General features: G+C 71.5%; 25 protein-coding genes. 10 read left to right on the top strand and 15 right to left on the bottom strand.

The genetic code is table 11. The features are described 5' to 3' along the window. Positions 1–309: 309 nt before the first annotated feature. Complete coding sequence (locus tag C3489_RS39410) at positions 310–435, bottom strand: hypothetical protein (RefSeq protein WP_258054853.1); 126 nt, start codon at positions 433–435, stop codon at positions 310–312. A gap of 1,186 nt (positions 436–1,621) precedes the next feature. Between C3489_RS39410 and C3489_RS38370 the strand changes: the two genes are divergently transcribed. Both C3489_RS38370 and C3489_RS19035 read left to right on the top strand, forming a co-directional pair. Then, entirely contained in the window at positions 1,622–2,071 is a 450-nt protein-coding gene (locus C3489_RS38370) for a transcriptional regulator (RefSeq protein WP_146075336.1), read from the top strand. After that, positions 2,071–2,454, top strand: a complete 384-nt coding sequence (locus tag C3489_RS19035; RefSeq protein ID WP_146075335.1) for a hypothetical protein — start codon at positions 2,071–2,073, stop codon at positions 2,452–2,454. Before C3489_RS38370 ends, C3489_RS19035 begins: the two co-directional genes overlap by 1 nt. Positions 2,455–2,623: 169 nt before the next feature. Here C3489_RS19035 and C3489_RS19030 read toward each other — a convergent pair whose 3' ends face one another. Further along, positions 2,624–3,100 (bottom strand): carboxymuconolactone decarboxylase family protein, encoded by a 477-nt coding sequence (locus tag C3489_RS19030; RefSeq protein WP_103783066.1) that lies wholly within the window; start codon positions 3,098–3,100, stop codon positions 2,624–2,626. 229 nt (positions 3,101–3,329) lie between these two features. On the opposite strand from C3489_RS19030, the gene C3489_RS19025 reads away from it, so the two are divergent. The 4 genes from C3489_RS19025 to wrbA all read left to right on the top strand — a co-directional run bounded on the left by C3489_RS19025 (position 3,330) and on the right by wrbA (position 7,746). Beyond that, positions 3,330–4,847 carry a multicopper oxidase family protein gene (locus C3489_RS19025; RefSeq protein ID WP_103783065.1) on the top strand — a complete coding sequence of 506 codons (1,518 nt, stop codon included), beginning with the start codon at positions 3,330–3,332 and terminating at the stop codon, positions 4,845–4,847. Positions 4,848–5,120: 273 nt separating this feature from the next. Further along, entirely contained in the window at positions 5,121–6,104 is a 984-nt protein-coding gene (locus C3489_RS19020) for a carbohydrate kinase family protein (protein WP_103783064.1), read from the top strand. A gap of 32 nt (positions 6,105–6,136) precedes the next feature. Continuing rightward, positions 6,137–7,003 (top strand): methylenetetrahydrofolate reductase [NAD(P)H], encoded by an 867-nt coding sequence (metF, locus tag C3489_RS19015; protein ID WP_103783063.1) that lies wholly within the window; start codon positions 6,137–6,139, stop codon positions 7,001–7,003. 119 nt (positions 7,004–7,122) lie between these two features. Then, positions 7,123–7,746: an NAD(P)H:quinone oxidoreductase gene (gene wrbA, locus C3489_RS19010; RefSeq protein ID WP_103783062.1), complete on the top strand. Its 624-nt coding sequence runs from the start codon at positions 7,123–7,125 to the stop codon at positions 7,744–7,746. 87 nt (positions 7,747–7,833) lie between these two features. Here the strand turns inward: wrbA and C3489_RS19005 are convergent, their stop codons facing one another. The 11 genes from C3489_RS19005 to C3489_RS18955 form a co-directional block, all read right to left on the bottom strand. Next, a complete protein-coding gene (locus C3489_RS19005) occupies positions 7,834–8,340 on the bottom strand; it encodes a PhzA/PhzB family protein (protein ID WP_103783061.1) in 507 nt (168 codons plus the stop codon). Between the two features lie 44 nt (positions 8,341–8,384). After that, positions 8,385–9,080 (bottom strand): phenazine biosynthesis FMN-dependent oxidase PhzG, encoded by a 696-nt coding sequence (phzG, locus tag C3489_RS19000; protein WP_103783060.1) that lies wholly within the window; start codon positions 9,078–9,080, stop codon positions 8,385–8,387. Then, positions 9,073–9,909 carry a PhzF family phenazine biosynthesis isomerase gene (locus tag C3489_RS18995; protein ID WP_103783059.1) on the bottom strand — a complete coding sequence of 279 codons (837 nt, stop codon included), beginning with the start codon at positions 9,907–9,909 and terminating at the stop codon, positions 9,073–9,075. Before C3489_RS18995 ends, phzG begins: the two co-directional genes overlap by 8 nt. A 97-nt stretch (positions 9,910–10,006) precedes the next feature. Next, entirely contained in the window at positions 10,007–11,905 is a 1,899-nt protein-coding gene (locus C3489_RS18990) for an anthranilate synthase family protein (protein ID WP_103783058.1), read from the bottom strand. Beyond that, the gene (locus tag C3489_RS18985; protein ID WP_103783057.1) at positions 11,902–12,525 is read right to left on the bottom strand and encodes an isochorismatase family protein; all 624 of its coding nucleotides are present in this window, start codon (positions 12,523–12,525) and stop codon (positions 11,902–11,904) included. The genes C3489_RS18990 and C3489_RS18985 overlap by 4 nt, the downstream gene beginning before the upstream one ends. 28 nt (positions 12,526–12,553) lie before the next feature. Next, positions 12,554–13,729 (bottom strand): 3-deoxy-7-phosphoheptulonate synthase, encoded by a 1,176-nt coding sequence (locus C3489_RS18980; protein ID WP_103783056.1) that lies wholly within the window; start codon positions 13,727–13,729, stop codon positions 12,554–12,556. Positions 13,730–13,784: 55 nt separating this feature from the next. Beyond that, the gene (locus C3489_RS18975) at positions 13,785–14,273 is read right to left on the bottom strand and encodes a phenazine biosynthesis protein (RefSeq protein ID WP_258054852.1); all 489 of its coding nucleotides are present in this window, start codon (positions 14,271–14,273) and stop codon (positions 13,785–13,787) included. Between the two features lie 459 nt (positions 14,274–14,732). Then, positions 14,733–16,907 (bottom strand): thiol reductant ABC exporter subunit CydC, encoded by a 2,175-nt coding sequence (cydC, locus tag C3489_RS18970; protein WP_258054851.1) that lies wholly within the window; start codon positions 16,905–16,907, stop codon positions 14,733–14,735. Continuing rightward, a complete protein-coding gene (gene cydD, locus C3489_RS18965; protein ID WP_103783054.1) occupies positions 16,907–18,577 on the bottom strand; it encodes a thiol reductant ABC exporter subunit CydD in 1,671 nt (556 codons plus the stop codon). Before cydD ends, cydC begins: the two co-directional genes overlap by 1 nt. Positions 18,578–18,606: 29 nt before the next feature. Continuing rightward, a complete protein-coding gene (gene cydB / locus C3489_RS18960) occupies positions 18,607–19,626 on the bottom strand; it encodes a cytochrome d ubiquinol oxidase subunit II (RefSeq protein WP_103783053.1) in 1,020 nt (339 codons plus the stop codon). A gap of 51 nt (positions 19,627–19,677) precedes the next feature. Continuing rightward, positions 19,678–20,946 carry a cytochrome ubiquinol oxidase subunit I gene (locus tag C3489_RS18955; protein ID WP_103783052.1) on the bottom strand — a complete coding sequence of 423 codons (1,269 nt, stop codon included), beginning with the start codon at positions 20,944–20,946 and terminating at the stop codon, positions 19,678–19,680. A gap of 197 nt (positions 20,947–21,143) precedes the next feature. On the opposite strand from C3489_RS18955, the gene C3489_RS18950 reads away from it, so the two are divergent. The 4 genes from C3489_RS18950 to C3489_RS18935 all read left to right on the top strand — a co-directional run bounded on the left by C3489_RS18950 (position 21,144) and on the right by C3489_RS18935 (position 24,535). After that, a complete protein-coding gene (locus C3489_RS18950) occupies positions 21,144–22,073 on the top strand; it encodes a LysR family transcriptional regulator (protein WP_103783051.1) in 930 nt (309 codons plus the stop codon). A gap of 275 nt (positions 22,074–22,348) precedes the next feature. Further along, on the top strand, positions 22,349–22,672 hold the full coding sequence (locus tag C3489_RS18945; RefSeq protein ID WP_103783050.1) for a 2Fe-2S iron-sulfur cluster-binding protein: 324 nt from the start codon (positions 22,349–22,351) through the stop codon (positions 22,670–22,672). Further along, positions 22,672–23,937 (top strand): NAD(P)/FAD-dependent oxidoreductase, encoded by a 1,266-nt coding sequence (locus C3489_RS18940; protein ID WP_103783049.1) that lies wholly within the window; start codon positions 22,672–22,674, stop codon positions 23,935–23,937. Before C3489_RS18945 ends, C3489_RS18940 begins: the two co-directional genes overlap by 1 nt. Before the next feature lie 112 nt (positions 23,938–24,049). After that, the gene (locus tag C3489_RS18935; protein WP_146075334.1) at positions 24,050–24,535 is read left to right on the top strand and encodes a hypothetical protein; all 486 of its coding nucleotides are present in this window, start codon (positions 24,050–24,052) and stop codon (positions 24,533–24,535) included. A 7-nt stretch (positions 24,536–24,542) separates the two neighbouring features. Here the strand turns inward: C3489_RS18935 and C3489_RS18930 are convergent, their stop codons facing one another. Next, the gene (locus C3489_RS18930) at positions 24,543–25,487 is read right to left on the bottom strand and encodes an RNA polymerase sigma-70 factor (RefSeq protein WP_181139740.1); all 945 of its coding nucleotides are present in this window, start codon (positions 25,485–25,487) and stop codon (positions 24,543–24,545) included. Between the two features lie 115 nt (positions 25,488–25,602). Continuing rightward, positions 25,603–26,280 carry a sigma factor gene (locus tag C3489_RS18925; RefSeq protein ID WP_103783046.1) on the bottom strand — a complete coding sequence of 226 codons (678 nt, stop codon included), beginning with the start codon at positions 26,278–26,280 and terminating at the stop codon, positions 25,603–25,605. Positions 26,281–26,444 lie beyond the last annotated feature (164 nt).

Raw genomic sequence — 26,444 nt, 5'->3', positions numbered from 1 at the left:
CATTGGACCGCTCATCGATTGACGCTACGCCAGACACGCCACCTGACGGAGAGACCTGCATCAGATGATGCACTGCGCAAACCCTGGAAAACAACGGCACCCCATGCCAGCCGCAACTATCCGAGACGCAGAACCGATCATCGGGCGGCCTGAGCCCAAGAGCAACCATCACAGTCGGCGTACCCCTCGCCTCCCGAGTGACAGGATCCTGAGCTGGCTATACGTCAGGTCGCTCTTGGGGCACCGTTTGTTCTGCCTTTCCAGAACGAAGCGGTTTACCTGGCGCTACCGTTCCATCCGAACCGCTGATCATGCGGAACTGACCCAGGACGTCATCACCGCCGACTGCTGGGTGATGACGTACAGGCGGTATGCCACATTCATGAAGGCGATCAGGATGACCAGGACCACCAACCAGCCGTCGTGATGAGACATGTACGTGAGGTTGATGAGTACCGATCCTGAGGTCGGTGCTCATCAACCTCACGTACATGAGCGGCACTGGGGAGCGGCTTCAGGCAGCGCCAGCGCAGTGAGATGACGAGATCTCCTGGCCAGTGCACTTCGCGCTGAGCTGTTCGGCGAGCCGATCCCGCTGCAACTCGGTCGCGTATGGCCGTCCCGTGCAGTCCTCGCTGCCGAGCAGGATCTCGACCGCGCCCAGCCAGCCACGACACCCGCCGGGCATCGTGGATGTCACCCGCCGACGTGGACGTCGACAGCGGTCGCGCCTGGCTCGCCCTGGCACAACCCAAACGCGCAGAACAAGCACTCACCCACGGCATCGCGAGGCTCGCACCGCTCTCGATACCGACGCCAGCCGCTGCATCCAACTCGTCCAGCACTCGGTACGACGCATCACCCGGTACCGCTCATGCCATCCAGCGGTGCAGACGCTCTACGACTCTGCCAAGGCCACCCGTGGGCCAGGCCCGTACTGGATACTGCCGCACCCCGTCTCCCAGGCCGCCTCACGCGGTTGAACGGGCTGGTGCGCGGCTCACCGCGCGGCGTGGAAGCAGAACACTGCCTGCCGCGCCTGTCCGACCGTGCTGGGGAGTCCTACCCCTGATTCGCGCCGACCACGACCTTCTCCACAACAGCCCACCCAGTCCTCAGCCACCGAACAGAACCCCCACGCACGGTCAGCCGGCAACCCACGAGCGGAGGCCACCGGAGCCGAACGGCCCGCAGGGCCGGGCGGCGGAACCCACCACCCACACCAGCCACGCTTCCCGAATGCTGTTCCGTCACGGCCTCAACCACCCGAGACGCAGAGCCGCTGGTGCCGCCCTCCGTCCGCAGAAGCAGACGGCGCCGCACGCGAAGCCGCCCCAGCCACCGACCTGTCCCACACACGACCACAAGGTGGTTATAGAGGGAACACGGATCACCGCAGGTCAGAGCACATGCTATGTATCGCTGAGAGACATTCAAATGTCACAACGGGACGCACCCTTCCCCCAGAGGGGAAAGCCACCCACCCAAGCCCAGACCGAACCAAGCAGGTAGAACTCTCTCCCTCTCACGGGAGAGAACCGTGACCTCCAGGCTGCGCACATCGTTCCCCTCTATGGGAAACGCCTAGGTGAGGGGTGGGATGGGGCGGGCAAGGCCAGCGGTGAACACCAATACCGGTGAGTACCTCCAGCTGGAGCTACTGGACAAGGACGACAAACCGTTCGCCTGGAGCAGCGGCGGTCGACATGTCAACGTCAGCAAGAAGCTGGCCTCGGCACTCTGGGCGAAGAGCAGTGGCTATAGCAAGGACGACAAGCTCGTTTACGGCTACTACCTGTTCAACTCGCCTCCGGGCGACGAACCGTTGCGCGAAAGCTTCCGTCAAATCGGGAGCAACCTTGAGCTACGACCCAACGCGGTGAGCAAGGCCGTAGGTAACCTCCACCGAGGAGGCTTCCTGCTGGAGGCAGAAAAGGTAGGCCGAGTGACGTTCTACAAACTCAACAGCAGGGCCGCATACGATGGCCCATCGCTACACCAGCGCCGCGCAGTCGAGAACGCCCAGCACCCCGTCGTGCCCTGCCCGCCGGCGACGAAGGAGGCGTCGTGATGCGCACCGCCACCGAGCCGTTCACGCAACGCTTCATGGACGCCAGCGAGCTGAACCGCCTACTGCTGCACTCGCAACTCAAGCAAGGCGCAGACCTGAAAATCCTCATGTACTACGCCACCGCCGTACCCATGGGAGAACCCGTACGGAAAACAGCCACCGACATCGGAAAGCTCGTCGGTCTCAGCACCACCAGCGCCTCACGCAGCATCGGCCGACTCGCCACACAAGACTGGCTTCAACACGCCTACACCGCCGTAGGCATCAAGTTCTACCGCCTCGGCCCCAAAGCCACAGCACCAAACATCGAAGACAACACCCAGCAAAACCTAGCCGTAGTCCACCACATCTTCCCAACACGGCAAGGAGAGTGGGAGGACTGAACAGTGAGTGGTCTGCAGACCAGAGGCGCCGCCAAGCCCTCAAAGCCGTCTCGTAAACCCCGCCGCAGGAGCGCCAGGGACTGGACCAGAAGGCTCAGAGCCACACAGCGGGTCGCCCCGGGCCCCCGGGCGCTGTGAGGCGGCCGCGGCGGTGTGTGGGGGTTGTGCGTCAGTGGAGCTTGCCCGGGACGTAGTCTCCTGCCGGTTGCTGGGTGATGATGTTCAGGCGGTTTGCCGCGTTCATGAAGGCGATCAGGGTGACCAGGGCCACCAGCTGGTCGTCGTCGTAGTGCTTGGTCGCGTTCTGCCAGACGGTGTCGGGGACTCCGCCGGCGCCGTCGGCGACGCGGGTTCCCTGTTCCGCCAGTTCCAGGGCGGCCCGTTCGGCCTCCGTGAAGACCGTCGCCTCGCGCCATGCCGCCACCAGGTGCAGGCGTACCGCCGTCTCACCGGCCGCGGTCGCTTCCTTGGTGTGCATGTCGAGGCAGGCCGCGCAGCCGTTGATCTGGCTGACCCGCAGGGCCACCAGCTCCTGGGTCGCCGCCGGGAGAGACGAGCCCCTCACCGCCGCGCCCGCCGCCATCAGGTGCTTGAGGACCTTGTTCGCGGTCTCGCCGGCGGCGAAGAAGTTCAGGCGTGCGTCCATGTCTTCCTCCGTGCTCGTCATCGTCGTCGAAGGCTCAGGGCTTCAACGGGCTTCATCCCCGAGACGAGACAGGGCTTGCTCCAGTGACATGCGGCGCTGTGACCTGCGTCACCACGTAGTGGATCATGTCTCCAGTGGGGTTCGAGGGGGTCGAGAGGGAGCTGGGGCAGGGTGGGCGGTGACCTTTGGTTGCTCACCCAGCACATCGCTATATCCCGGGGGAGAGAGCATGATCCAGCGCAGAACCGTCCTCAAGTCGGGGGCGGCTCTCACCGGCGCCCTGGGGGGCGCGGGCCTGCTGATACCCGCCCTGTCGAGTCCGGCGCAGGCGACCGATCTGGACCCGACCACGATTCCGCAGTTCCAGCAGGCGATGCCGGTGCCGGAGGTGCTGCGGCCGTTCTACACGTCCGGCACCACCAGCACGTACTGCATGGTGCAGCAGGAGGCGGAGGCGGAGATCCTGCCGGGCCGCAAGACCCGGGTGTACACCTTCAACGGCAGCTTCCCCGGGCCCGTCATCAAGGCGACCTCCGGCCGGCGTGTCGTGGTCAAGCAGTACAACCAGCTGGGCGTGCCCACCTCGATCCATCTGCACGGCGCGCATGTGCCCGAGAGCAGCGACGGCTCCCCCATGGATCTGATCGCGGCCGACGGCGGGACGAAGACGTACACGTATCCCAACAGCCAGCCGCATGCGAACCTGTGGTTCCACGACCACGCCCACCATCAGGAGTCGGAGACCGTCTACCGCGGGCTGACCGGCTTCTATCTGCTGACCGACGACACCGAGCAGCGGCTCAACCTGCCCTCGGGCGAGTACGACGTGCCCATCGCTTTGCGGGACGCCCGGTTCGACGACAGCGGGCAGCTCGTCTACGAGATGGGCGACTTCATGCACCGTACGGTGATCCTCGCCAACGGCAAGGCGTGGCCGTACTTCGAGGTCGCCGCGCGCAAGTACCGCTTCCGGCTGTTCAACACGGCCAACATCCGGTTCTTCACGCTGAAGCTGTCCGACGGCTCCTCCTTCCAGCAGATCGGTTCCGACGGGGGGCTGCTGGAGAAGCCGATCGATGTGACGTCGGTGAAGCTGTCCCCCGGTGAGCGCGCCGACGTCGTCATCGACTTCTCCCGGTTCGCGCCCGGCACCGCGCTGACCCTGCTCAACGCCGAGCCGACGCTGCCGGGCGATCCGGTGGACCAGGTGGGCAAGGTGCTGCAGTTCCGGGTCACGGGGCCCGCCACGGACACCAGCGTGGTGCCGGCGACGCTGCGCACGCTGCCGGCGCTGGGCAGTGCCACGGTGCAGCGCAGCTTCGAGCTGAGCATGGACGAGACCGGCACGACCGGTGGGGCGTTCATCAACGGCAAGTCCTACGACATGGACCGGATCGACACCGAGATCGAGTACGGGGCCACGGAGATCTGGACCGTGCGCAACGCCAATCTCTACACCCCGCACAACTTCCATATGCACCTGGTGCAGTTCCGGGTGCTGGAGCGCGACGGCAAGCCGGTCACCTCCGGGCCGGAGAGCGGGCTGAAGGACACCGTCTCGCTGCAGCCCGGTCAGACGGTCAAGCTGCAGGCGACGTTCACCGGCTACGAGGGCACGTACGTGTACCACTGCCACATGTTCGACCACGCGGCGATGGGCATGATGGCGAATCTGCGGGTCGTCAGGAGCGGCTCCGCGCTGCGCCGGACCGACGCCCGGCGCGGCCACGGGCACCGCCGTCCCTGATGCCGGGACCAGCCGTGGGGTGACTCAGGTCACTTTGTGGGGATCTTGGCGTGCGGATGGCGTGCATGTCACTCTGTCCGCACACCTCCCCTGCCCACAAAGCCTTCCCGCGTGCTCGGTCGAAGGCCGTGTCCGTCGACTCGTCCGGACATGGGACAGGGGATTTCCCGTTTTCAGCACGTCTTCAGCACGTCTTCTCGCGTCATCGTCCAGGCTCCGACGGGCGGTGACGGGCTCACCGCACCCCTGGCACCAGGTTGAAGGAGTACAGCCGTGCGTATCGCCGTGACCGGTTCGATTGCGATCGACCAACTGATGGTGTTTCCCGGACGCTTCACCGAGCAGCTGATCGAGGGGCAGCTGGAGCATGTGTCCCTGTCGTTCCTCGCCGACCGGCTGGAGGTGCGCAGGGGCGGTGTGGGCGCCAACATCGCCTTCGGGCTCGGCCGGCTGGGGCTGACGCCGCGGCTGGTCGGCGCGGCGGGGGCCGACTTCGCCGAGTACGGTGCCTGGCTGCGTGCCGCCGGCGTGGACACGGACGACGTGCGGATCAGCGAGACGCTGCACACCGCTCGTTTCGTGTGCACCACCGACCAGGAGCAGAACCAGATCGCCACCTTCTACGCGGGTGCCATGGTGGAAGCCGCGAAGGTCGACCTCGCCGCCGTCGCCGCGCGCGCCGGCGGGCTGGACCTCGTCCTGGTGGGTGCCGACGCTCCGGAGGCGATGCTGCGTCATACGGACGCCGCTCACCGTGCGGGCATTCCGGTGGCCGCCGATCCGTCGCAGCAGCTGGCCCGCCTGGAGGGGCCGCAGGTCCGGCGTCTGGTCGACCGTGCGCGGCTGCTGTTCACCAACGAGTACGAGGCGGCCCTGCTGCGGGAGCGCACCGGCTGGAGCGAGCGGGACATCCTGGGGCGCGTCGGCACCTGGATCGTCACGCGCGGCGCGGAGGGCGTCTCGCTGTCGCGCTGCGGGCAGCCGCGCCTGGACGTGCCCGCCGTGCCGACGGACCGGATCGCCGATCCGACCGGTGGCGGGGACGCGTTCCGCTCGGGGTTCCTCGCGGGTCTCGCCTGGGGCTGGCCGCACGAGCGTGCGGCGCGGCTGGGCTGCGCCCTGGCCTCCGTGGTCCTGGAGTCGGTCGGCACCCAGGAGTACAAGCTGCTCGCCGCGGATCTGGTGGAGCGTGTGGAGCGCGCCTACGGGCGTGAGGCGGCCCTGGAGATCGAGCCGCGTCTGGCGGACGTGTCGTGAGGGGGCTGCGCGAGGCGGAGGGGGGTGCGGTGATGGGCGCGACGCCGACACTGTCGTTCGAGTTCTTCCCGCCCAAGACGGCCCAGGGTGAGCAGAGCCTGTGGCAGGCCATCCGGCGTGTGGAACCTCTGGCGCCCGATTTCGTGTCCGTCACCTACGGTGCGGGCGGATCGTCCCGGCACCGCACCATCGAGGTCACCAAGCGTCTGGTGTCGGAGACGACGCTGCGCCCGGTCGCGCATCTGACCGCCGTGGGGCACTCGGTGGCCGAGCTGCGGCGCATCATCGGGCAGTACGCGGATGCCGGGGTGCGTGATGTGCTCGTGCTGCGCGGTGATCCGCCGGGCAACCCCAAGGGGCCGTGGGAGCCGCACCCGGACGGCTTCATGTACGCCGCTCAGCTGGTGGAGCTGGTGCGGTCGCTGGGAGAGTTCACCATCGGTGTCGCGGCGTTCCCGGAGAGGCATCCGCGTTCGCCCGACTGGGACAGCGACATCCGGCACTTCGTGGCCAAGTGCCGGGCGGGCGCGGACTACGCCATCACCCAGATGTTCTTCGACGTGGAGGACTATCTGCGGCTGCGGGACCGGGTCGCGGCCGCGGGCTGCGACACGCCCATCATCCCGGAGATCATGCCGGCCACGAACGTGCGGCAGATCCGCCGTTTCGCCGAGCTGTCCGACGCCGCGTTCCCGGAGGATCTCGCCCACCGTCTTGAGGCCGCCCGGGACCGGCCCGCCGACGCGTACGCGATCGGGGTCGAGCACGCCACCGCCATGGCACAGCGGCTGCTCGCCGAGGGCGCCCCCGGCCTGCACTACATCACGCTCAACAAGTCCACGGCGGCGCTCGACATCCACCGCAACGTGCTGGGGTCGAGGAGCCTTCAGGTCGGCTGAGCAGGAGGCCCCGGGGGCATGCCGAGGTGCCTGGCGCGGACTCGACCGGGCCTCAAGTGCGCTGCCCCATACTCGAAGCCCCATGAGCGGGGCACCACCAGGAAAGGACAGCACCCGTCGTGGAATCCGTGAACGTCGCGATCATCTACTACAGCGCGACCGGCAATGTGCACGCCCTGGCGCACGCCGCCGCCGAGGGCGCCGCGAAGGCCGGCGCGACCGTCCGGGTCCGTCGTGTCGCCGAGACCGCCCCCGACCAGGCCGTCGCGGCCAACCCCGCCTGGGCCCGGTACCGCGAGGACCACGCCGACGTCACCGAGGCCGGCCTCGACGACCTCGACTGGGCCGACGCCGTCCTGCTGGGCACGCCCACCCGTTTCGGCAACCCGGCCGCGCAGATCCGTGCCTTCATCGACACCACCGGCCCCCTGTGGGCGCAGGGCAAGCTCGCCGGCAAGGTGTACTCCGCCTTCACCGTCAGCAGCACTCTGCACGGCGGGCAGGAGTCCACCATCCTGGCGCTGTCGAACACCTTCTACCACTGGGGCGGCATCATCGTTCCGCCCGGCTACACCGACCCGATCCAGTTCCAGGTCGGCAACCCCTACGGCGTCTCGCACGTCACCGGTGGCCCCGGCCAGCAGACGGCGCCGAGCCAGGAGACCCTGCAGGCGGCCCGCTACCAGGCGCAGCGCGTCACCGAGACCGCGGCCGCCCTGAAGAAGGGCCGCGCCCTTCAGTGATCGCACCCCGCGAGGGGGCACCGCAGGCCTCTGATCCCGGTCGCGTCCTGACGCGGCCGGGATCTTCCGTGTGCCGCCGGCAGGGGTTCAGGTGGGGATCCAGTCCCGCTGGATGTGCGGGGTCTCGATGCTGAGCGAGCGCATGTGCTCGATCGGGTTGGTGTACTCCCGGCTGGCGGCGATGAAGCCGTCGTCGAGGGTGAAGCCGTGGATGAAGTGGTTGCGGTAGTGGCCCTCGGGATAGCCCGGGAAGCGGATCGTTCCCTCGCCGTCGCACTCGACCCAGATGACGGCCGGGTCCTGCGTCTCGTAGATGTGCACGTCGTTCCACTGCCAGTCGGGCAGCACCTTCAGGGACAGCTCGCCGTGCCGCTTCAGCTTCTCGCGGCCCTGGACGACGATGGGCCGGCCGATGTCGGTGTAGAACAGCGACGCGGTGCCGTCGTCGGTGTAGAGGGTGTACCGGCTCAGGCGGGCCTCGGCGCCGGTGCGCATGTACTGCTCCACGGCCCGCCGGTTGCGGGCCCGCAGCTCGTGGTGGTCGGTGAACACCGCGGCGGACGTGCCGGGCTGGGTCGGCGGGGATGACGTCATGGTGCCTTCCGGTGGGTCGACAGGGTGCGGGTCGCGTGCGGGTGTCAGGGCTGGAGCCGGCTGATCCGCCAGCCGTCGTCGGCGCGGTCGTAGCGCAGCCGCTCGTGCAGCCGGTCGGTGCCGTTGGCCCAGAACTCCACGGACGCCGGCTCCAGCCGGTAGCCCACGAACGTCTCGGGGCAGGGCAGGGGCCGCGCCGGGTCGCCGAGCTCCAGGGCCCTGGCGCGCAGCTCGTCGAACTCGTCGAGGCCGGACAGTGGCCGGCTCTGCCGGGAGACGGTCGTCATCGCGTGGGTGAACACCGGCCGCGCGAACCACAGGGCCTCGGCCTCGGCACGCGACAGCAGGCGCACCGGCCCGGCCAGCGAGATCTGCTGGCTGGTCTCCCGCCAGTACAGGACGCCGGAGGCCCACGGGTTCTCGGCCAGTTCGCGGCCCTTGCGGCTGTCGGCGTGGGTGATGAAGGTGAGACCGGCGTCCGTCACCGCGTTGACGGCCACGATGCGCGAGGAGGTGCGGCCCTCGGCGTCGGCGGTGGCCAGGGCCAGGGCGCGCGGTTCGCGCACCCCGTGCGCGGTGCTGCTCTCCAGCCAGGACGCCAGCAGCCCCATCGGTTCGGACGGCGGCGCGTGGAACTCGGGGAAGTCCACGGGGACGGTGGCGGTGAGCGTCTCCGAGCGGGTGGCGCCGCCGGCGGGCGCCTGCACGGACGTCGCGTTCGGCGTCGACAGGTCAGACATGCAGCACTCCTTCGATCGTGACCACGCCGTGGCCAAAGACCTCGACGGAGTCGACCCGGTCGCCCTCCCCGTGCGCGAGCGCGCCCATGGGAGAGGGGCGGCCGATCTCGACGCCCTGGGTGATCTCGATGTGACGCCCGTAGGCGCTTTTGCCGTGGCGGGCGAGGTGGATGGCGATGGGACCGGCTGCGGAGCCGGTGGCGGCGTCCTCGACGACCCCGTACGCGGGCGAGAACATGCGGTTGCGCCACCGCTCGCCGGAGCCGGCGATGCAGTTGGTCGCCATGTCGGGGAAGCGGGCGAGGGCGCGGTGGTCGGGGTCCAGCTTCGACAGCGCCTCGACGCTCTCCAGGGTGACCAGGACATGGCGCGGGCCGTTGCGGTAGATCTCCACCGGCAGCTGCGAGGTCGTCAGACCGAGCGCCTCAAGGAGTTCACCGGCCCGGTCGAAGGGCTCCCACACGGGCACCGGCTGGCGCATGCGGGTGGCGACGACCTCGCCGTCGGCGCGTTCCAGCTCGAAGGGGATGACGCCCATGGCCGTCTCGATCCGCAGCCGGTCGGCGTCGGTGCGCCGGCCCAGGGCGATGGCCGTGCCGAGCAACGGGTGCCCCGCGAAGGGGAGTTCGTTGACCGGGGTGAAGATCCGCACGTGCGCGTCGCCGCCCTGCTTCGGCTGGAGCACGAACGTGGTCTCCGAGAGGTTCATCTCCCGGGCGATGCGCTGCATCTGCTCGGCGGTCAGGTCGTCGCTGGCGAAGAACACCGCCACCGGGTTGCCGGTGAGCGGCACCCGCGCGAACGCGTCGACGACGACGTACTGGTGCATCTGTTCACTCCTGTAGGGCTCGGGCCGTGCCGTGGCAGGCGCTGAAGGGGCCGGGCCGGTGCTCGGGGGAAGGACACCGGCCCGGCGGCCTCACCGGTCAGGCCGGTTCGGGGGCCCGCCGCCACGCGGCCAGGCCGGCCAGGGCGGTGCCGACGATGCGCGGCCCCTCCTGGGTGAGCACGGACTCCGGGTGGAACTGCATCGAGGCGAAGCCGGGGCCGCGCAGGGCGTGGACCTCGCCGGTGGCGGCGTCCCGGCTGACCCGCACCTGGCCCAGGCCGTCGGCGCTCACCTCGTCGTGCTCGCTGACCACGGCGAAGGTGTTGTAGAAGCCGACGCGTTCGGCGGTGCCGAACAGGTCGATCTCCTTCTGCACGCCCTGGTTGGGCACCTCCCTGCGGCGCAGCGGCAGGCCGAGCCGAAGGCCGAGGACCTGGTGGCTGAGGCACACGGCGAGGAAGGGGCGGCGTTCGCGCAGCAGGGTGTCCACCGCCGCGTGCAGATGGCGCATCTTGGGGTGCGCCCTCTCCTGCGGGTCGCCCGGTCCCGGGCCCATCACGACCAGGTCGTGCCCCTCGAAGGAGTACTCCTCGTCGAAGCGGCGCAGGTTCACGCGCAGCCCCAGCGCGCGCAGCTGCTGGTCGAGCATGGAGGTGAAGGTGTCCTCGGCGTCCACCACCAGCACGCTCAGTCCGGCCAGTTCCGGGCGGGCCGAGGCGCGGCCGGCGGCGTCGGAGAGCCAGAAGCCGGCGATGGAGTCGTTGCGCAGGCCCAGCACCCTGCGCACGCTGGGGTGGTCGGCGAACCGCTCCGGCGTGCCCCCGCCCAGCGCGGCGACGAGCGCGGCGGCCTTGGCGCGGGTCTCCGCGGCCTCCGAGGACGGGTCGGAGTGGCGCACGATGGTGGCGCCGACGCCGATGCCGAGGCGGCCTTGCGGGCTGATGTCGGCGGTACGGATCAGGATCGCGGAGTCCATCACGCGCTCGCCGGCGTCGTCCCGCCCGATGAGCGCGGCGACGCCGCTGTAGTAGGCGCGGCCGCCCGGCTCGAACTGGCTGATGGTGCGGCAGGCGCTCTCCAGCGGGCTGCCGGTGACGGTCGGCGCGAACATGGTCTCGCGCAGGATGTCGCGTACGTCGCGGTCGGTGTGCCCCTCGATGAAGTACTCGGTGTGCGCGACCCGGGCCATCTCCTTCAGGTACGGGCCCACGACCCGGCCGCCCTCGGGGCAGATCCGGGCCATCATCTTCAGTTCCTCGTCGAGGACCATGTACAGCTCGTCGGTCTCCTTGCGGTCGCGCAGGAACTCCAGCACGCCCGACAGGGTGGGGCCCGACAGCGGGTAGCGGTAGGTGCCGCTGATGGGGTTCATCACGGCCGTGCCGCCCTGCAGGCTGACGTGCCGCTCGGGTGAGGCGCCGACCAGGGTGCGGGTGCCGGTGTGGATGAGGAACGTCCAGTGCGCGCCGGACTCGCCCTGCAGCAGCCGGCGGAACAGCGCCGGGGCGCTGAGCGGGCCGTAGTCGGTGATGTCGGCGACGAAGGTGCGCTTGACGACGAAGTTCGCGCCCTCCCCGGTGCCGATCATCTCCTTGACGATGCGGCGCACCACGTCCTCGTAGGCCAGGTCGTCGACGTCGAAGTCGCCGCCGGCCAGTGTCGTGCTGACGTCGGGGATGCGTTCCAGTGCCTCCTGCAGCGGCAGCTGCTGCTGGCCGGTGACGGTCATCGCCACCAGGGGCGTGCCGTCGTCGGCGCAGGCGAAGCCGCGTTCGGCCAGCTGCCGGTAGGGGACGAGGACGAGGACCTCGTGGCCCGCGCCGGCGCCGGGGCCCGGCGCGGGGGGCAGCGGGATGTCGGCCAGGGAGGCGGGCAGGGACACCTCGCCGGTGAGGACCTCGACGACGTCGGGGCCGGTGCTGCCGGGCCGGTGCAGCAGGGCGAACGCCTGCGACGGTTGGTTCAGCACCTCTTCGAGCAGATCGGCGTGTGTCATGCGAACAGCCCCTTGACCGTGGTGACGCGGGCGCAGCGCTCGGCGGCGTAGGTGAGCGCCAGGCGGTGGTAGTCGGCCGAGAAGTCGGCGGTGGCGTCGGCGACGAGGAACGGCTGGATGTCGTGGGTGAAGGCGTCGACGGCGGTGGCGAGCACACCGACGTGGGCGTAGACGCCGCACACGATGAGCTGGTCGCGGCCCGCGGCGCGCATGCGCTGCAGCAGGTCGGTGTTGAAGAAGGCGCTGTAGCGCCACTTGGTGAGCTGCCAGTCCTGCTCGGTGGGGGCGAGCGCGTCGACGACCTGGCGGTCCTCCGGTTCGGGGCGCATGCCCGGCCCCCAGAAGTCCTTGAGCAGGCCGCGCTGTTCGTCGGTCATGCCGCCCGGCTGGGCGGTGTAGGCGACGGGCACGCCGGCAGCGGCGCACGTCTCGCGCAGCTGCGCCGCGTTGCGCACCAGGTCGTGGCGCAGGTCCTCGGGGAGCGGCTTGAGGAAGTACCGCTGCATGTCGTGGACGAGAAGGACGCACCGGTCGGGTTCGGCCTTCCAGGGCACGACGGCCGGCGGCAGGTCGCCCTCGGCGGGGAGCGGGTACGCGGAGATGGGGGGTATACCGGTCATGGCTCCAGTTCCTGGCTTGGCGGGTGGCTCAGGTGGTCCAGGACGAGATCACGGACATGGCCTGCCACGGGGTGAGGCGGGGGTCGCAGAAGGAGGTGTAGCGCTCGCCCACGGTGTCGAGGTCGTCCTTGGTGGTGGCACATTCGGTGACGTCGTCGGGGGTGGTCTCCAGGTGCAGTCCGCCGGGGACGCCGCCAGCGCCGCGCACGGCCGCCACGAACCGGGACACCTCCAGGGACACGGTCTCCACGAGCCGTGTCTTTTCTCCGCCGGGCGCGGTGACCGTGTTGCCGTGCATGGGGTCGGTGAGCCAGATGACGGGGTGGCCCGCCTCGCGCACGGCCTCGACGAGGCGCGGCAGCCGCTCGGCGACCAGGTCGGCTCCCATGCGGGCGATGAGGGTGAGCTTGCCCGGGTCGCGCCACGGGTCGAGCCGCTCGCACAGCGCCAGCAGTTCGGCGGGCTCCATGGTGGGGCCGACCTTGCACGCGACCGGGTTGGCCACCTGGGCGAGCAGGGCGACGTGCGCGCCGTCGACCTGGCGGGTGCGCTCGCCGATCCAGGGCCAGTGGGTGGAGCCGAGGAACAGCCGCCCCTGCTCGTCCATGCGGAGCATGGGTATCTCGTAGTCGAGGAGCAGTGCCTCGTGGCTCGTCCACACCACGGGTTCCACGACGTGGCGTCCGGCGGCGCGTTCCCGCCAGCCCAGGTGCTCGACGATGTCGTTGGCGGCCATGTAGCCGGTGAGGATGCGCAAGGGGTCGGCGCGGCGGCTCTCGCGGTCCGGTTCGGGGCCGTTGACCATGTGTCCCCGGAAGGAGGGCAGGGTGACGCCGTCGACGACCTCGGTGGGGCTGGAGCGGGGCTTGGCGAACTGCCCCGCGATGCGTCCCACGCGCAGGACGGCCTTGCCGGTGATCAGGCCGAGCCGGCCGGCGAGCAGGTCGAGCACGGCGGCCTTGCGGGCGACGTGGTGGGGGGTGCACTCCAGCGGGTCCTCGGCGCAGTCGCCCGACTGCACCACCATGGCCTCGCCGAGCGCGACCTTGCCGAGCAGGGTCCGCATCGTGGCCACGTCGTCGGGGCGCACGAGGGTGGGGCGTGCGGCCAGTGCCTGGCTGACCCGGCTCAGTTGGGAAAGGTCGCTCCATTCGGGCTGCTGCATGGCCCCTCGGACACGAATCTCCCGTACGACGTCCTTCATGACGTGCTCCGATCCAGCGGTGATGTCGTGCCGTTGTGGTGCGGTGTCGTGCCGGTCAGGTGGGGATCCCCTTGCGCTTGATCTCCGGGACGGGAATGCCGAGGGCGCGCAGCTGCTCGAAGGGGTTCATGAACTCGCGCTGCCGCTTGATCTTCCCGTTCTCGAACTCGAACGAGTGCAGGAAGTGGTTCTCGTAGTAGCCCTCGGGGTAGTCGCCGAAGCGGATCTTCCCGTGGCCGTCGCACTCCACCCAGAAGCGGTCGGGGTCCTGGGTCTCGAAGATCTCGATGTTGTACCACTCCCAGTCGGGGAAGCACTCCAGCGACCAGACGGCGTGGTCGGCAAGGCGGTCCTTGCCGTTGATGACGATGGGGGCGCCGGTGTCCGTGGTCCACAGACCGCCGCTGCCGTCCTCGGTGAACAGCTCGTGCCGGCGCAGCCGGTCCTGCCCCTTGGTGTTCATGTACTGCTCGACGATGGCGCGGTTGCGGCGCCGCAGTTCGCTCTGGTCGGTGAATTCCTGGGAGATGACGGTTTCGGACACGACGGCTCCGTGGGGGTTTTCTCGGTGACAGGAACAAAGAAGGCGGTCCCGTCGCCGGGACCGCCGCGGTGTGGGGTGAACGCCGCTGGGGGAATGCATTCCCGTACCCCGGAGCGTGGCTGGAAACGCCCATTGCCCGGGGCGGTCTCCTCGACGGCCGGAGCAGAAATGCGTCACGGGATGAGGCGGAGGAAACCTGCCGACTCGCTGCCGCGCGGATGTTTTCGGGCAGGGATGGCTTGCGGAAATCGTGACACAGATGACGGCGTGCCACCAAGTGTCTTCCGGGGTGACCTGGATCACGCCAACTGGCGTTTGTTCCAGCAAATTTGACTGTCTGTCAGTCCTCTTCTCGTGGCGCGGCGATGGCTATTTCGCTGTGTCTGTCTGCGAATGGCCCTGCGTGCCAGGAGCGAGTTGTCCGGTGCTGCTCAAGCGGTGCTCGAATTTCTCTCCATGTCACTCCGGAAGGCTTTCGGCGTTGAAAGGGCGGATTTTGCCCGCGTCGAGGGTGACGACGCGGTCGGCGGCGGCCAGGCCCGAGCGGTCGTGCGTGACCAGGAGCGTGGTGCGGCCGCGGGTGGCGTCGAGGATGTCCGCCAGAACGGCGGCGGCGGTGTCCGGGTCGAGTCCCTCGGTGGGCTCGTCCAGCACCAGCACGGGCGGGTCGGCGAGCAGCGCGCGGGCCAGGAGGAGCCGCCCGCGCTGGCCGCCGGAGAGCGTGGCGCCGTCGCCGCCGATCAGGGTGTCCCAGCCCTCGGGCAGCGAGTCGATCCAGTCCAGCAGCCGGGCGCTGCGGGCCGCCTGGCGCAGCTCGGCGTCGGTGGCGTCGGGGCGGGCCAGGAGCAGGTTGGCGCGGATGCTGGTGTGGAAGACGTGCGCGTCCTGGGTCATGCCGGTGATCACGCGGCGCACGTCGGCGCCCGCGCAGGCGCGCAGTTCGCGTCCGCCGATGCGGATGCTGCCGGCTTCGTAGTCGACGAACCGCATCAGCGCCGCGATCAGGGTCGACTTGCCGGAGCCGCTGGCGCCGAGGAGCACCACCCGTTCGCCGGGCGCGAGCCGCAGGCTCACCCCGTCCAGGGCCGGCGGGGCGTCGGGGCGGTGCCGTACGCGCAGGTCGCTGATCTCCACGCCGAGCGGCTCGTCGGCGGGCAGCGCGAGGGGGGCGGCGGGATCGGTGACGGGCGGCGGGGTGTCGAGCAGGCCGGCCAGGCGGCGGGCGCCCTCCTGCACGTCGGTGAGCCGGCGGGCGGCCGCCGGCAGGGGCGCCACCGTCTCGAAGGAGACCAGGGCAAGGACCGCGAGGACGGTCAGATGCGTGGCGGGCAGCCGCCCGTCGGTGTGCGCGCGCAGCGCGAGCCAGGTGACGCCGACCGTCGCCGCGCCCTGGCACAGCAGCACCGCGGCCGAGCCGAGCGACGTCGTCAGGGCCTTGTGGCGCTCCAGGGCGGCGATGCGCTGCCCGGCCCGGCGGGCCCGCTCGTGGACCCGGCCCCGGGCGCCGTACGCGGCCAGGTCGGCGGCTCCCCGGGTCAGGTCCACGGTGACGGCGGCGAGTTCGGCGCGGGCCGCCTTCTCGGCCCGGCCCGCGCGGTGGGACAGCGCGAGCACCACGGCGGGTACGAGGAGCGCGGCGACGGCCAGGACCAGCCCGAGCAGCAGGCCCGCCGACGGCAGCAGCGCCACGGCCGTCGCTACGGCGGCCACGCCGACCACGCAGGCGACCGCGGCCGGCATCAGGATCCGCAGCAGCAGGTCCTGGGCGGCGTCGACGTCGTCGACCAGACGGGTCAGCAGGTCACCGCTGCGGAAGGCGGGCGTACCGGCCGGGGCGAGCGGCACCAGCGCCTCGTACACCCTGGTGCGCAGGCCCGCCACGGCCCGCAGCACGCCGTCGTGGCCGAGGAGCCGGTCGGCGTAGCGCAACGCTCCACGGCCCAGGGCCAGGGCGCGTACGGCGACGATCGCGACGCTCACCGCGGCGAGCGGGGGCTGCTGGGCGGCGCGGGTGATGAGCCAGGCGGCGGTGGCCATCAGCGCGGCGGCGGCCAGCTCACTGGCGGCCGAGGCGAACGCGGCGGGCACGAGGCGACGCCAGTACGGCAGGAGATGGCCGAGCAGGCGCAGGGTGGGCCGGGGGCGGGGCGGGCGGTATGCGGCGGCGGCTGGGGTGGTGCGGGGTGCTTGGGGGGTGCCCGCCCTGGTCGTGGCTCGGGCGGCGCCGGCCGGGGGCACGGCTGACCGGCCCGCCGCGTGGGCGCGGGCGACACCGGCCTCCGGGCCGGCGGGCCCGGCCTCCCGGCCGACGGTGGGCCGAACGTCGGCGGCGGCAGGGGCAGTGCGTGCGGAGTCGGCCTCGGCGGCGGCTGGGGCGGTACCGGTTGCTTGGCGCACGGCTGACCCGACGGGCTCCGCCGCGTGGGCGCCGGCGGCACCGGCCTCCGGGCCGGCGGGCCTGGCGGGAACGGCCTTCCGGCCGCCGGCGTCGGTGGGTGCGGCCCCCCGGCCGGTGGTGGTTCGGGGGGCGTCCGTCTCGTCGGTGGGGGTGTGCACGATGGCGGTCTGTGGTTCGGTCAGGACGGCGGTCTGCTGGTCTGCCGTGTCTACGGGTGTGCGCTGGTCGCCGGTCATCAGGCCATCGCCTCCTGCGGCCGGGCCGTGAGGTGGCCCGCGTTCACCGTGATGATGCGGTCCGCGTGGGGCAGCAGGCTGGTGCGGTGGGCTACCAGGAGCGTCGTGCGGCCTTGCATCAGGGCGACCGTGGCGCGGGTGACCGCGGCCTCGCTGTCGGCGTCGAGATGGGCGGTCGGTTCGTCCAGGAGCAGCACGGGGGCGTCCTTGAGGAAGGCGCGGGCCAGGGCGATGCGCTGGCGCTGGCCGGCGGAGAGCCCGGCGCCGTGTTCGCCGAGGACGGTGTCGTAGCCCTCGGGCAGCGCCTCGATGAAGCGGTCGGCGAACGCCGCGCGGGCCGCCCGGCGCACCTCGGCGTCGCTCGCGTCGGGTCGTCCGAGGCGGATGTTGTCGGCGACGGACTCGGCGAACAGGTGCGGGCGCTGCGGCACCCACGCCACCTGGGCCCGCCAGGCGTCGAGGTCGAGGTCGGCGAGGTCGGTGCCGCCCACGGTCACCCGGCCCGCGTCGGGGCCGACGAAGCCGAGGAACAGCGACAGCAGCGTCGTCTTGCCCGCGCCGCTCGGCCCGACCAGGGCCACGTGCTCGCCGGGCCGCAGCTCCAGGGTGGCACGGTCGAGGGCCGGGGCCGGGCGGTCGGGGTAGTGCACGGTGACCGCCTCCAGCCGCAGATGTGGCCGCGCCGCCGGGGCGGGGGCCGCGGCCGGGGCGGGCGCCGCGCCGGCGTCCTCGTCGAGGATCGAGAAGACCTGCTCGGCCACCGCGACGCCCTCGGCGCTGTCGTGGAAGGCCGCGCCCATCGCCCGCAGCGGCAGGTATGCCTCGGGGGCGAGGAACAGCACGGTCAGAGCGGTGCTCAGGCCGACGGTCCCGGACAGCAGCCGCAGTCCCACGGGCACGGCCACCAGCGCCACCGACAGGGTGGCGACCGTCTCCAGGACGAAGGAGGACAGGAACGCCACCCGCAGGGTGCGCATGGTGGCCCGCCGGTGGGCGTCGGCCGTCTCGCGCATGACGCGCCGCTGGTGGCGTTCGCGGCCGAAGGCGCGCAGCGTCGGCAGTCCGGCCAGCACGTCCAGGAAGTGCCCGCCGAGGCGGGCCAGCAACTGCCACTGGCGGGCGGTGCGCCGGGCGGTGTGCATGCCCACCAGCGCGCCGAAGACCGGGATCAGCGGCAGCGTCACCGCGATCACCAGCGCCGAGGGCCAGTCGGTGCGCAGCAGCCAGGCCACGACCACCGGCGGGGCCACCGCGGTGGCCGCCATGGTGGGCAGATAGCCGACGACGTAGGGGTCGAGGGCGTCCAGGCCGCGGGTGAGCAGGGTGGCCGTCTCGCCGTGCCGGCCGGCGGCGAGGCGCAGCGGGCCGGTGTGGCGCAGCCGGTCGGTGACGCGTTCGCGCAGCGCGCGCTTGGCCTCGGCCGCGGCGCGCTGCGCGAGCACCCCGCGCGCCCAGGTCAGCAGCGCGCGCAGCGCCATCACGGCGCCCAGCGCGGTGAGCGCCGTGACCCGCAGCCCGCGCCCGGCGAAGCCGTCCGCCAGGAGCGTGGCCAGCAGGGAGGCCTGGGCCACGACGAGGACGGCGGCGAGCAGGGCCAGCACCGCCGCCTGGCTCATGTGGCGGCGCAGCGCCGGCAGTTCGCGCAGCAGGCGGCGTTCGACCGGCTTCATCGGGGTGTCCCTCTTCTCGCTGCCGGGCTTCAGAAGTAGCTGGGGTGCCGGCGGCCGGTGCGGCCCCGGAACACCCACCAGCTCATCGCCTGGTAGGCGAGGATCAGCGGGATCACCACGATCCCGAACCCGGCCAGGAGCCTCAGCGTGGTGTCGTCGGCGACGGCCTCGTCGATGTGCAGGCCCGCGCCCGCCGACGTGGTCAGCAGGTACGGGTACTGGCCGGCGCCCAGGAGCAGCACGGGCAGCACGGTCGCGCAGCTGGTGGCGACGAAGGCCCGCACGCGGTGGCTCTGGGTGACGGCCCACCAGGCGGCGGCGATCGCCACCGCGAGCAGGGCGACGAGGACGGCGGAGGTCGCGCGGTTGGTCATCGAGGCGCCCGCGCCGAACAGCGTCAGCAGCAGCGGCAGGCTCGCCGCGGCGCCCGTCGCCCGCAGCAGCACGGTGGCCGTACGCGCGGCCCGGGCGGCGACGTCGGGCGCCGAGCGCAGCGCGACGAAGGCCGCCCCGTGCGCGGCGAGGAGCAGCACGAAGGTCACGCCGCAGGCCAGCACGAACGGCGAGAAGACGTCACCGAAGCCGATGTGGAAGGACCCGTCGGAGCGCCGGGGCACGCCCTTGAGCAGCAGGCCCACGACGAGCCCCCAGCACAGGGCGGGCAGCGCCCCGCCGAACACGATGAGCGCCTCCCACCGCCGGCGGCCGCGGGCGGTGCGGGAGCGGCGGCGCAGCTGGACGGCGGCGTTGCCGACGACCAGGCCGACGAGGATCGCCACGATCAGCGGGTACAGGCCCGCCAGCAGGGTGCCTTCCAGGTGCGGGAAGGCGCCGAACATGACGCCGGCGAAGGCGACCAGCCACACCTCGTTGCCGAGGAAGAACGGGGCGATGGCGTCGAGGGCGGGGCTGTCCGCGCCGTCCTCGTCGTCGTGGCCGCCGCGCAGGAAGGGGTGCAGCATCTGTGCGCCGTAGTCGTATCCGCCGAGTACGAAGTACCCGGCGAGAAGCAGCCCGAGCAGGGCCAGCCAGAGGGTCTCCAGACTCATCTCGCTCAACTTTCCATCGCGGGAGGGGAGTTACTGCCGCCGGTCGGCGGTTCAGAAGGCGGGAACCGCCTGCTTCTCCTGAAGGAGCGGTTCGGTGGCGCCGAGCTGGGTGGCGTCCGGCCCGCGGCGGGCGTAGCGGGTGATGAGGGTCCAGTTCACCACCGCCAGGGTGACGAAGACGGCGATGAACACGGTGCAGGAGACGATGAGGGAGGCCCTGCTGACGTGGGAGACCGCGTCGTCGACCTTCAGCTGGCCGTAGACCAGCCAGGGCTGGCGGCCGATCTCGCGCACCACCCAGCCGCCGATGGAGGCGATGAAGGGGAACGGGATCAGCGCCACCATCAGGTAGGCGACGGGACGCCACCGCACCAGCCGGTCCTTCCACAGCAGGAACACGGCGATGAAGGTGATGGTGGACACGGTGTTGCCGATGACCGACATCACGTTCATGGAGACGTGCACCCAGTCCTGCCAGGGCACGTAGTTGCCCGGCCCGAACTGCCTGACCATCTGCGCCTGTGCCTCGGCGACCCCGCTGCCCTCGATCACGGCGGCCTTCATGGGCTGGGTGTCCTCGATGATCGGCTTCTGCCACTCGCCGACGACGACGACGAAGAAGGAGGCGATCATGCTCACCCAGACGCCGATGCGCAGCGAGCCGCGGAACAGCTCGGTCTCCTCGGTGCCGCGCAGGAAGTGCCAGGCGCTGACGCCGGCGACGAAGACGCCTCCCGTGGTCAGCGCGCCCAGCGAGAGGTGGGCGAGCGCCGTCAGGGACATGGAGTTGGTGATCAGCGCCCCGAAGTCGGTCAGGTGGGCGACGCCGTCGCGCACCTCGTAGCCGACGGGGTGCTGCAGGAAGCCGTTGGCGATGAGGATCCAGTAGCCGGAGGCGTACGCGGTCAGGGCGGTCAGCCAGATCAGCGTGACGTGGATTCCTCTGCGCAGCCGTCCCCAGCCGAAGATCCACATGCCGAGGAAGGTGGACTCGGCGAAGAACGCGATGAGCGTCTCCAGGGCCAGCGGGGCGCCGAAGACGTTGCCCGCGAACTTGCTCAGGCCGCTCCAGCTGAGGCCGAACTGGAACTCCATGACGAGGCCGGTGACGATACCGACCGCGTAGTTGATGACGTAGAGCTGGCCCCAGAAGCGCGTCATGCGCTCACGGACGGCTCTCTTGGCGGGATCACGGGTGTACGCGGCCCTGGTGTGCATGAAGGCCACCATCGGCACCAGGCCCATGGTGAGGATCACGAACAGCCAGTGGACGGCGGTGGTGGCCGCGAACTGGAGTCTGGCCAGCTCCGCAGCGCTCATGGTGCGGCCTTCCTGGAGGACGGGTGGTCGGTGGGATGGCGGCGGGGCCGTCGCCTCGCGTGTGCAGACGCCGGGCGCCGTTGCCCGTCATCTGTGCGATGACCCCGATGAAAGACCGTAGAGACAACCGCTTATGCATTTCCAAGACCATTTCCGCCATGTGATGATGCCTCGGAAGGTATACGTGGAGGTGGACGGTGGATCTGCTGCAGTTGCGTTACTTCCAGGCCGTCGCCCGGTACGAGCACATCAGCCGTGCCGCGGAGGAACTGCACGTCGCCCAGCCCGCGCTCAGCCGCACCATCGCCCGGCTGGAGGCCGACCTCGGCACTCCCCTCTTCGACCGGCAGGGCCGGCGCATCCGGCTCAATCAGTACGGTGCGATGTTCCTGCGCCACGTCGACCGCGCCCTGCGCGAACTCGACGACGGCAAGAGGGCGCTGCGCGACGCCCGTGACACCGGGCTCGGCCGGGTCAGCGTCGCCTGCGAGACCCTGCTGACCATCACCCCGGTGCTGGGCAGTTTCCGGGCCGCCTGGCCCCGCGCCGACGTGCGGCTCTTCCAGTCCAACGCCGAGGAGATGACGCGTCAGCTGCGCGTGGGCGAGGTCGACTTCTGCGTCGCCTCGCAGCCCCTGACCGGCGCCGGCCTGGAATCGGTGGAACTCGCCCGCGAGGAGGTGCTGCTCGCGGTGCCGCGCGGGCACTGGCTCGACGGCCGCGAGAGCGTGACGATCCCCGAGATCGCCGACGAGCCCTTCGTCACCACCCGGCCCGGGCACTGGCAGCGCACCCTCCTCGACCAGCTCTTCGAGGCCGAGGGGCTCACCCCGCAGCTGTCCTGCGAGGGCGACGAGCCGGCCGCCAGCCAGGTGCTGATCAGCGTGGGTCTGGGCATCGGGCTCATCCCCGCCGTCTCCCGCCAGGCCGGCACCGACACCCGCGTCCCGGTCGCCTGGGTCCACCTGGACGCGCCCGGCTGCCACCGCGTCCTCACCCTGGTGCACAGCCGCGACGCCTACCTGTCCGAAGCCGCCGTGAAGTTCCGGGACTTCATCACCAGCCGGCCCTTCATGACCCACCGCCTGCCCGACCTGAGCCGCGACCGCTCCCGCACCCCCGCCTGACGAGGCGCCGGCGCTCCGGTCAGGCGAGAGCCCGGCTCCTTAGCCGCCCTGGCGTCGCGCGAGCGCCGTCTGGTACGTTCTCGGAGGCTGCCGTATCCCCCGGCCATGGACGTCGCGTGTCCGAACGACCGGTGAGGGAAGGCGAGTCGGCAGGGGTGTCGCGTCCCCGTATCGGCCGAGGGCAGCGCCTTTTTCCGCATCCCCTGATCATGACCGGCTTCCGTGCCCGTTGATGCGTCCTGGCACGCGGCCGAACGCCATCGAGGAGTTCCCTCATGCCCAAGATCACGTACGTCGCCGTCGACGGCACCGAGCGCGCGATCGACGTCCCCGTCGGCACCAGCGTCATGCGCGGCGCCGTCTTCAACGACGTCGAGGGCATCGTCGCCCAGTGCGGCGGGAACATGCAGTGCGCCACCTGCCACGTCTTCGTCGACGAGGCCTGCCTCGACAAGCTGCAGCCCGCCCAGCCCGCCGAGGACGACATGCTCGACTTCACCGCCTGCCCGCGCCGGCCCAACAGCCGCCTGAGCTGCCAGCTCAAGGTGACCGAGGCGATGGACGGCCTGGTCGTCCACCTCCCCGAGCGGCAGAACTGATGCCGCGGCACACACCGCCCGAGTCCGTCGTCGTGGTGGGCGCCGGACAGGGCGGCTACCAGACGGCCACCTCCCTGCGCGAACACGGCTTCACCGGACGCATCACCCTCGTCAGCGCCGAAGACGCCCTGCCCTACGAGCGGCCGCCGCTGTCGAAGGAGTACCTCACCGGCGAGGCGGACGACAGCCGGCTGTGGCTGCGCCCGGTGACCTATTACGGACGGCAGTCGATCGACCTGGTGGTGAGCACCGCCACCGGCATCGACCGGGCCGCCCGCACGGTGCACCTCGCCGACGGCAGCGTCTGCGGCTACGGCCACCTCGTCCTGGCCACCGGCGCCCGCCCGCGCACCCTCGACGTGCCCGGAGCCGGGCTGCGCGGCGTGCACACCCTGCGCACCGCGCGGGACGCCGCCGCGCTGCGCGACGCGCTGTGCGTGGCCCGGCGGGTGGTGGTGATCGGGGCCGGGTTCATCGGCCTGGAAGTCGCCGCCGCGGCCCGGCGCTCGGGCTGCGACGTGACCGTCGTCGAGACCCAGAGCCGCCCGCTCAGCCGGGTCGTCTCCGCGCCCACCGCCGAGCACTTCACCCGGCTGCACCGCGCCGCGGGCACCCGGCTGCTGTTCGGCCGCAAGGTCGCCGCCCTGCGCAGCACCTACCGGCGCAACGTCGCGGCGGTGGAGCTGGCGGACGGCGCCTGTCTGCCGGCCGATCTGGTCCTGTTCGCCGTCGGCGTCGCACCGCGCACGGAGCTGGCCGCCGCGGCCGGCCTGCCGGTGGGTGACGGCATCACCGTCGACTCCCGCCTGCTCACCTGCGACCCGCACATCTCGGCCATCGGCGACTGCGCGGCGTTCCCGCAGCCGCGCTCCGGCCGCCGGCTGCGGCTGGAGTCCGTGCAGAACGCCGTCGGCCACGCCCGGCTGGTCGCCGCCCGGCTGACCGGGTCCGCGCGGGCCTATGACGAGCTGCCCTGGTTCTGGAGCGACCAGTTCTCGACGACCCTGCAGATCGCCGGGCTCGACGAGGGGCACGAGGCCGAGGTGGTGCTCGGTGACGACCCCGACGCCTTCTCCGTCCTGCTGTTCGAGGGGCAGCAGCTGCGGGCGGTGGAGTCCGTCAACCGGCCCGCCGATCATCTGGCGGCCCGTCAGATCCTCGCCCGGGGCATCACCGTCACCCCGGACGACGTCACCGCCGCCGGATTCACCCTCAAGGGGCATCTCGCGCGCCACCGAAGCAGGTCAGCGGTGCCCGCCGGCTGAACCCTCCTCGTGCGCGTCCGCCCCGCAGCCCGGCGGGCCGAACGCGCCGGGGCGTGCCCGCGGGTACCGTGGCGTCACCGACTGCCGGCCTTTCCACCCCTTGGACGAAACTGTGGTTCGACTTCCGGCCGCGGTGGGAGGCATCTCCCTCACGGCTGCCGCCTGCGCCTACGCCGCCCTCGGCCCGGCCCCCGCCCTGGGGCCGCAGCCGGCCGAGAGTGTCCCCACGCTGCACCTCACCCCCGTCGCGGGCGGTACGGCGGCGCCGCCGGCCGAGGCCGGCACGGTGAGCGCCGCCCGCTTCACCGCGCGGGACGGCGAGGGCAAGCAGGTGGGCGGGGGCTACGAGACCTGCGCCCAGGACCTGACCGGGCCCCGCGCGGTCACCGTGTACTGCACCGGCGTCATCGACATCGACGGCAAGGGGAAGATCGCCTACCAGGCGTCCAGGCCGCTGCCCGGCGCCCGGGCGAGCGGCTCCGCCCGCATCACGGGCGTGGTCACGGGTGGCACCGGCGTCTATCGCGGCACCACCGGCGAAATGACCCTGATGCCGCCCGATCGCGGGGACGGGGCCTGGACGGCGCAGTTCCGGTGAGCGCGGGTCAGCCCGCCGCGGGCTGCGGCCCCTTCATGGAGCGGCGGACCGAGCGCGCCTCGTGGTCGATCGCCCAGGCATCCGCCACCGGGCCGACGTGCCCGAGCTTGTCGGGGTTGACCACCGCGCGGATCGCCTGGACCTGCCCGTCGAACACGTCCAGCGCCCACACGGTGAGCACCCTGCCGTCGCGGTCGCGGAAGACCGCGCCCGGCCGGCCGTTCACCTCGTGCGGCTCCAGCGACACGTCCACCCGCACCAGCAGGGGGAAGAAGGACGTGAGCAGCCGGGCCACGTTGTCCGCGCCCACGACCACCCGGGCCAGCTGCGGGGCCTTCCCGCCCCCGTCCCCGACCAGCTGAGCGTCGGCGGCCAGCAGCGTGCGCAGCCCGTCGACGTCGCCCTCCTTCAGGGCGCCGAAGAACCGCTCGGCGAGTTCGTCCCGCTCCCGGCGGTCGGCCTCGAAGCGGGGCCGGCCCTCCTCCATGTGCCGGCGTGCCCGTACCGCGAGCTGACGGCAGGCGGCCTGCGAGCGTCCCACCGCCGAGGCGATCTCCGGGTAGTCGAACGAGAACACCTCGCGCAGCACGAAGACCGCGCGTTCCAGCGGCGACAGCCGCTCCAGCAGCAGCAGCGCCGCCATCGACAGCGAGTCGGACAGCTCCGCCGACCGCGCCGGGTCCTCGTAGGGGTCGCTCAGCAGCGGCTCGGGCAGCCAGTGGCCGACGTACTCCTCACGCCGCACCCTCGCCGAGCGCAGCACGTCGATCGAGATCCGGGTCACCGTCGCCGACAGGAAGGCCTTGACCGACTCCGGCCGGGTCGGGGACGCCTCGTAGCGCAGCCAGGTCTCCTGCACCGCGTCCTCCGCCTCGCTGACGCTGCCCAGGATCCGGTAGGCGATCGAGAACAGCAGCGGCCGCAGCTCCTCGAACTCCTCGGTCCGCGTCACACCGGCTCCTTCCTCCAGGCCGTCCCGTCGCACCACGGGACAGATCATGCCCTCTCCCCCATGGGACGAGACAGCCCGGCCTGCTGTGACACGGTGCGGCGAGGACCGTGCGGCGTCACAGGGTCCGCCAGTGGATGGTCTGGATCAGCCCGTCGGCGATGTCCAGCGTCAGGGCGCTCAGCGCCCGGCCGTCGCGGTCGCGGAAGACGGCGCCGGGGCGGCCGTTCACCTGCCGCATCTCCATCGTCACGCCGATGCGGATCAGCGGCGGGACGATCGCGGCGAGCATCCGCGCGACCTGCTCGGAGCCGGTGACGCACTGCGGCCAGGGTGCGGGCCTCCCGCCGCCGTCGCTGGCCCTCGACACGGCCGCGACGAGCCTTGGGCCCGCCGCGTGCGGGCATCCCACCACCGACGCGATCCGCGCCGGGTCGCAGCCGAACACCTCCCGCAGCACGAAGACCGCGCGCCCGAGCGGGGACAGCCGCTCCAGCAGCAGCACCGCCGCCGTCGACAGCGACTCCGCCAGCTCCACCGGCCGGTCCGGCTCCTGCGCGGGGCCTCCCTCCCCCGGCGCCCCCCGCCCGCGCGCCGAGCGCAGCATGCCGATGGAGATCCGGGTCACCGCGGCCGGCAGGAACTCGCGGTCCGCGACGGGCAGTTGGGGGGCGGCCTCGTAGCGCAGCCAGGCCTCGTGGACCGCCTTGTCCGCGTCGCTCGCGGCGCCCAGTATCCGGTGGGCGAGCGAGAACAGCAGGGGCCGTAACTCCTCGAACACTTCGACCCGGCTCACGCATGCCCCTTCCTGCCTCCACCCCGCGCTGCCGGACGCCTCGTCCGGGCGGGCTGCCGGGACGACCGGCAGCGGGCCCGCCGGTGTTCCGGCCCGGCCTCAGCCAACGAGACGGATCAGCGGCGCCACCTGTGACATGGCGGGCCGCGGCCGGCCGCGTGGAG

The sequence above is a fragment of the Streptomyces sp. Ru71 genome, from assembly GCF_002920535.1.
In the GTDB taxonomy this organism is placed as follows: Bacteria; Actinomycetota; Actinomycetes; order Streptomycetales; family Streptomycetaceae; genus Streptomyces.
Note: the sequence above shows the minus strand (reverse complement) of the source record. Positions and strands in the feature narration are given on the sequence as shown.

Bases quoted from the DNA above. Each gene is read 5' to 3' on its own strand.
- C3489_RS39410 (WP_258054853.1), bottom strand. From the start codon at position 435: ATGTCTCATCACGACGGCTGGTTGGTGGTCCTGGTCATCCTGATCGCC.
- C3489_RS19035 (WP_146075335.1), top strand. From the start codon at position 2,071: ATGCGCACCGCCACCGAGCCGTTCACGCAACGCTTCATGGACGCCAGC.
- C3489_RS19030 (WP_103783066.1), bottom strand. From the start codon at position 3,100: ATGGACGCACGCCTGAACTTCTTCGCCGCCGGCGAGACCGCGAACAAG.
- C3489_RS19025 (WP_103783065.1), top strand. From the start codon at position 3,330: ATGATCCAGCGCAGAACCGTCCTCAAGTCGGGGGCGGCTCTCACCGGC.
- metF (WP_103783063.1), top strand. From the start codon at position 6,137: ATGGGCGCGACGCCGACACTGTCGTTCGAGTTCTTCCCGCCCAAGACG.
- C3489_RS19005 (WP_103783061.1), bottom strand. From the start codon at position 8,340: ATGACGTCATCCCCGCCGACCCAGCCCGGCACGTCCGCCGCGGTGTTC.
- phzG (WP_103783060.1), bottom strand. From the start codon at position 9,080: ATGTCTGACCTGTCGACGCCGAACGCGACGTCCGTGCAGGCGCCCGCC.
- C3489_RS18995 (WP_103783059.1), bottom strand. From the start codon at position 9,909: ATGCACCAGTACGTCGTCGTCGACGCGTTCGCGCGGGTGCCGCTCACC.
- C3489_RS18990 (WP_103783058.1), bottom strand. From the start codon at position 11,905: ATGACACACGCCGATCTGCTCGAAGAGGTGCTGAACCAACCGTCGCAG.
- C3489_RS18985 (WP_103783057.1), bottom strand. From the start codon at position 12,525: ATGACCGGTATACCCCCCATCTCCGCGTACCCGCTCCCCGCCGAGGGC.
- C3489_RS18980 (WP_103783056.1), bottom strand. From the start codon at position 13,729: ATGAAGGACGTCGTACGGGAGATTCGTGTCCGAGGGGCCATGCAGCAG.
- cydC (WP_258054851.1), bottom strand. From the start codon at position 16,907: ATGACCGGCGACCAGCGCACACCCGTAGACACGGCAGACCAGCAGACC.
- cydD (WP_103783054.1), bottom strand. From the start codon at position 18,577: ATGAAGCCGGTCGAACGCCGCCTGCTGCGCGAACTGCCGGCGCTGCGC.
- cydB (WP_103783053.1), bottom strand. From the start codon at position 19,626: ATGAGTCTGGAGACCCTCTGGCTGGCCCTGCTCGGGCTGCTTCTCGCC.
- C3489_RS18955 (WP_103783052.1), bottom strand. From the start codon at position 20,946: ATGAGCGCTGCGGAGCTGGCCAGACTCCAGTTCGCGGCCACCACCGCC.
- C3489_RS18945 (WP_103783050.1), top strand. From the start codon at position 22,349: ATGCCCAAGATCACGTACGTCGCCGTCGACGGCACCGAGCGCGCGATC.
- C3489_RS18940 (WP_103783049.1), top strand. From the start codon at position 22,672: ATGCCGCGGCACACACCGCCCGAGTCCGTCGTCGTGGTGGGCGCCGGA.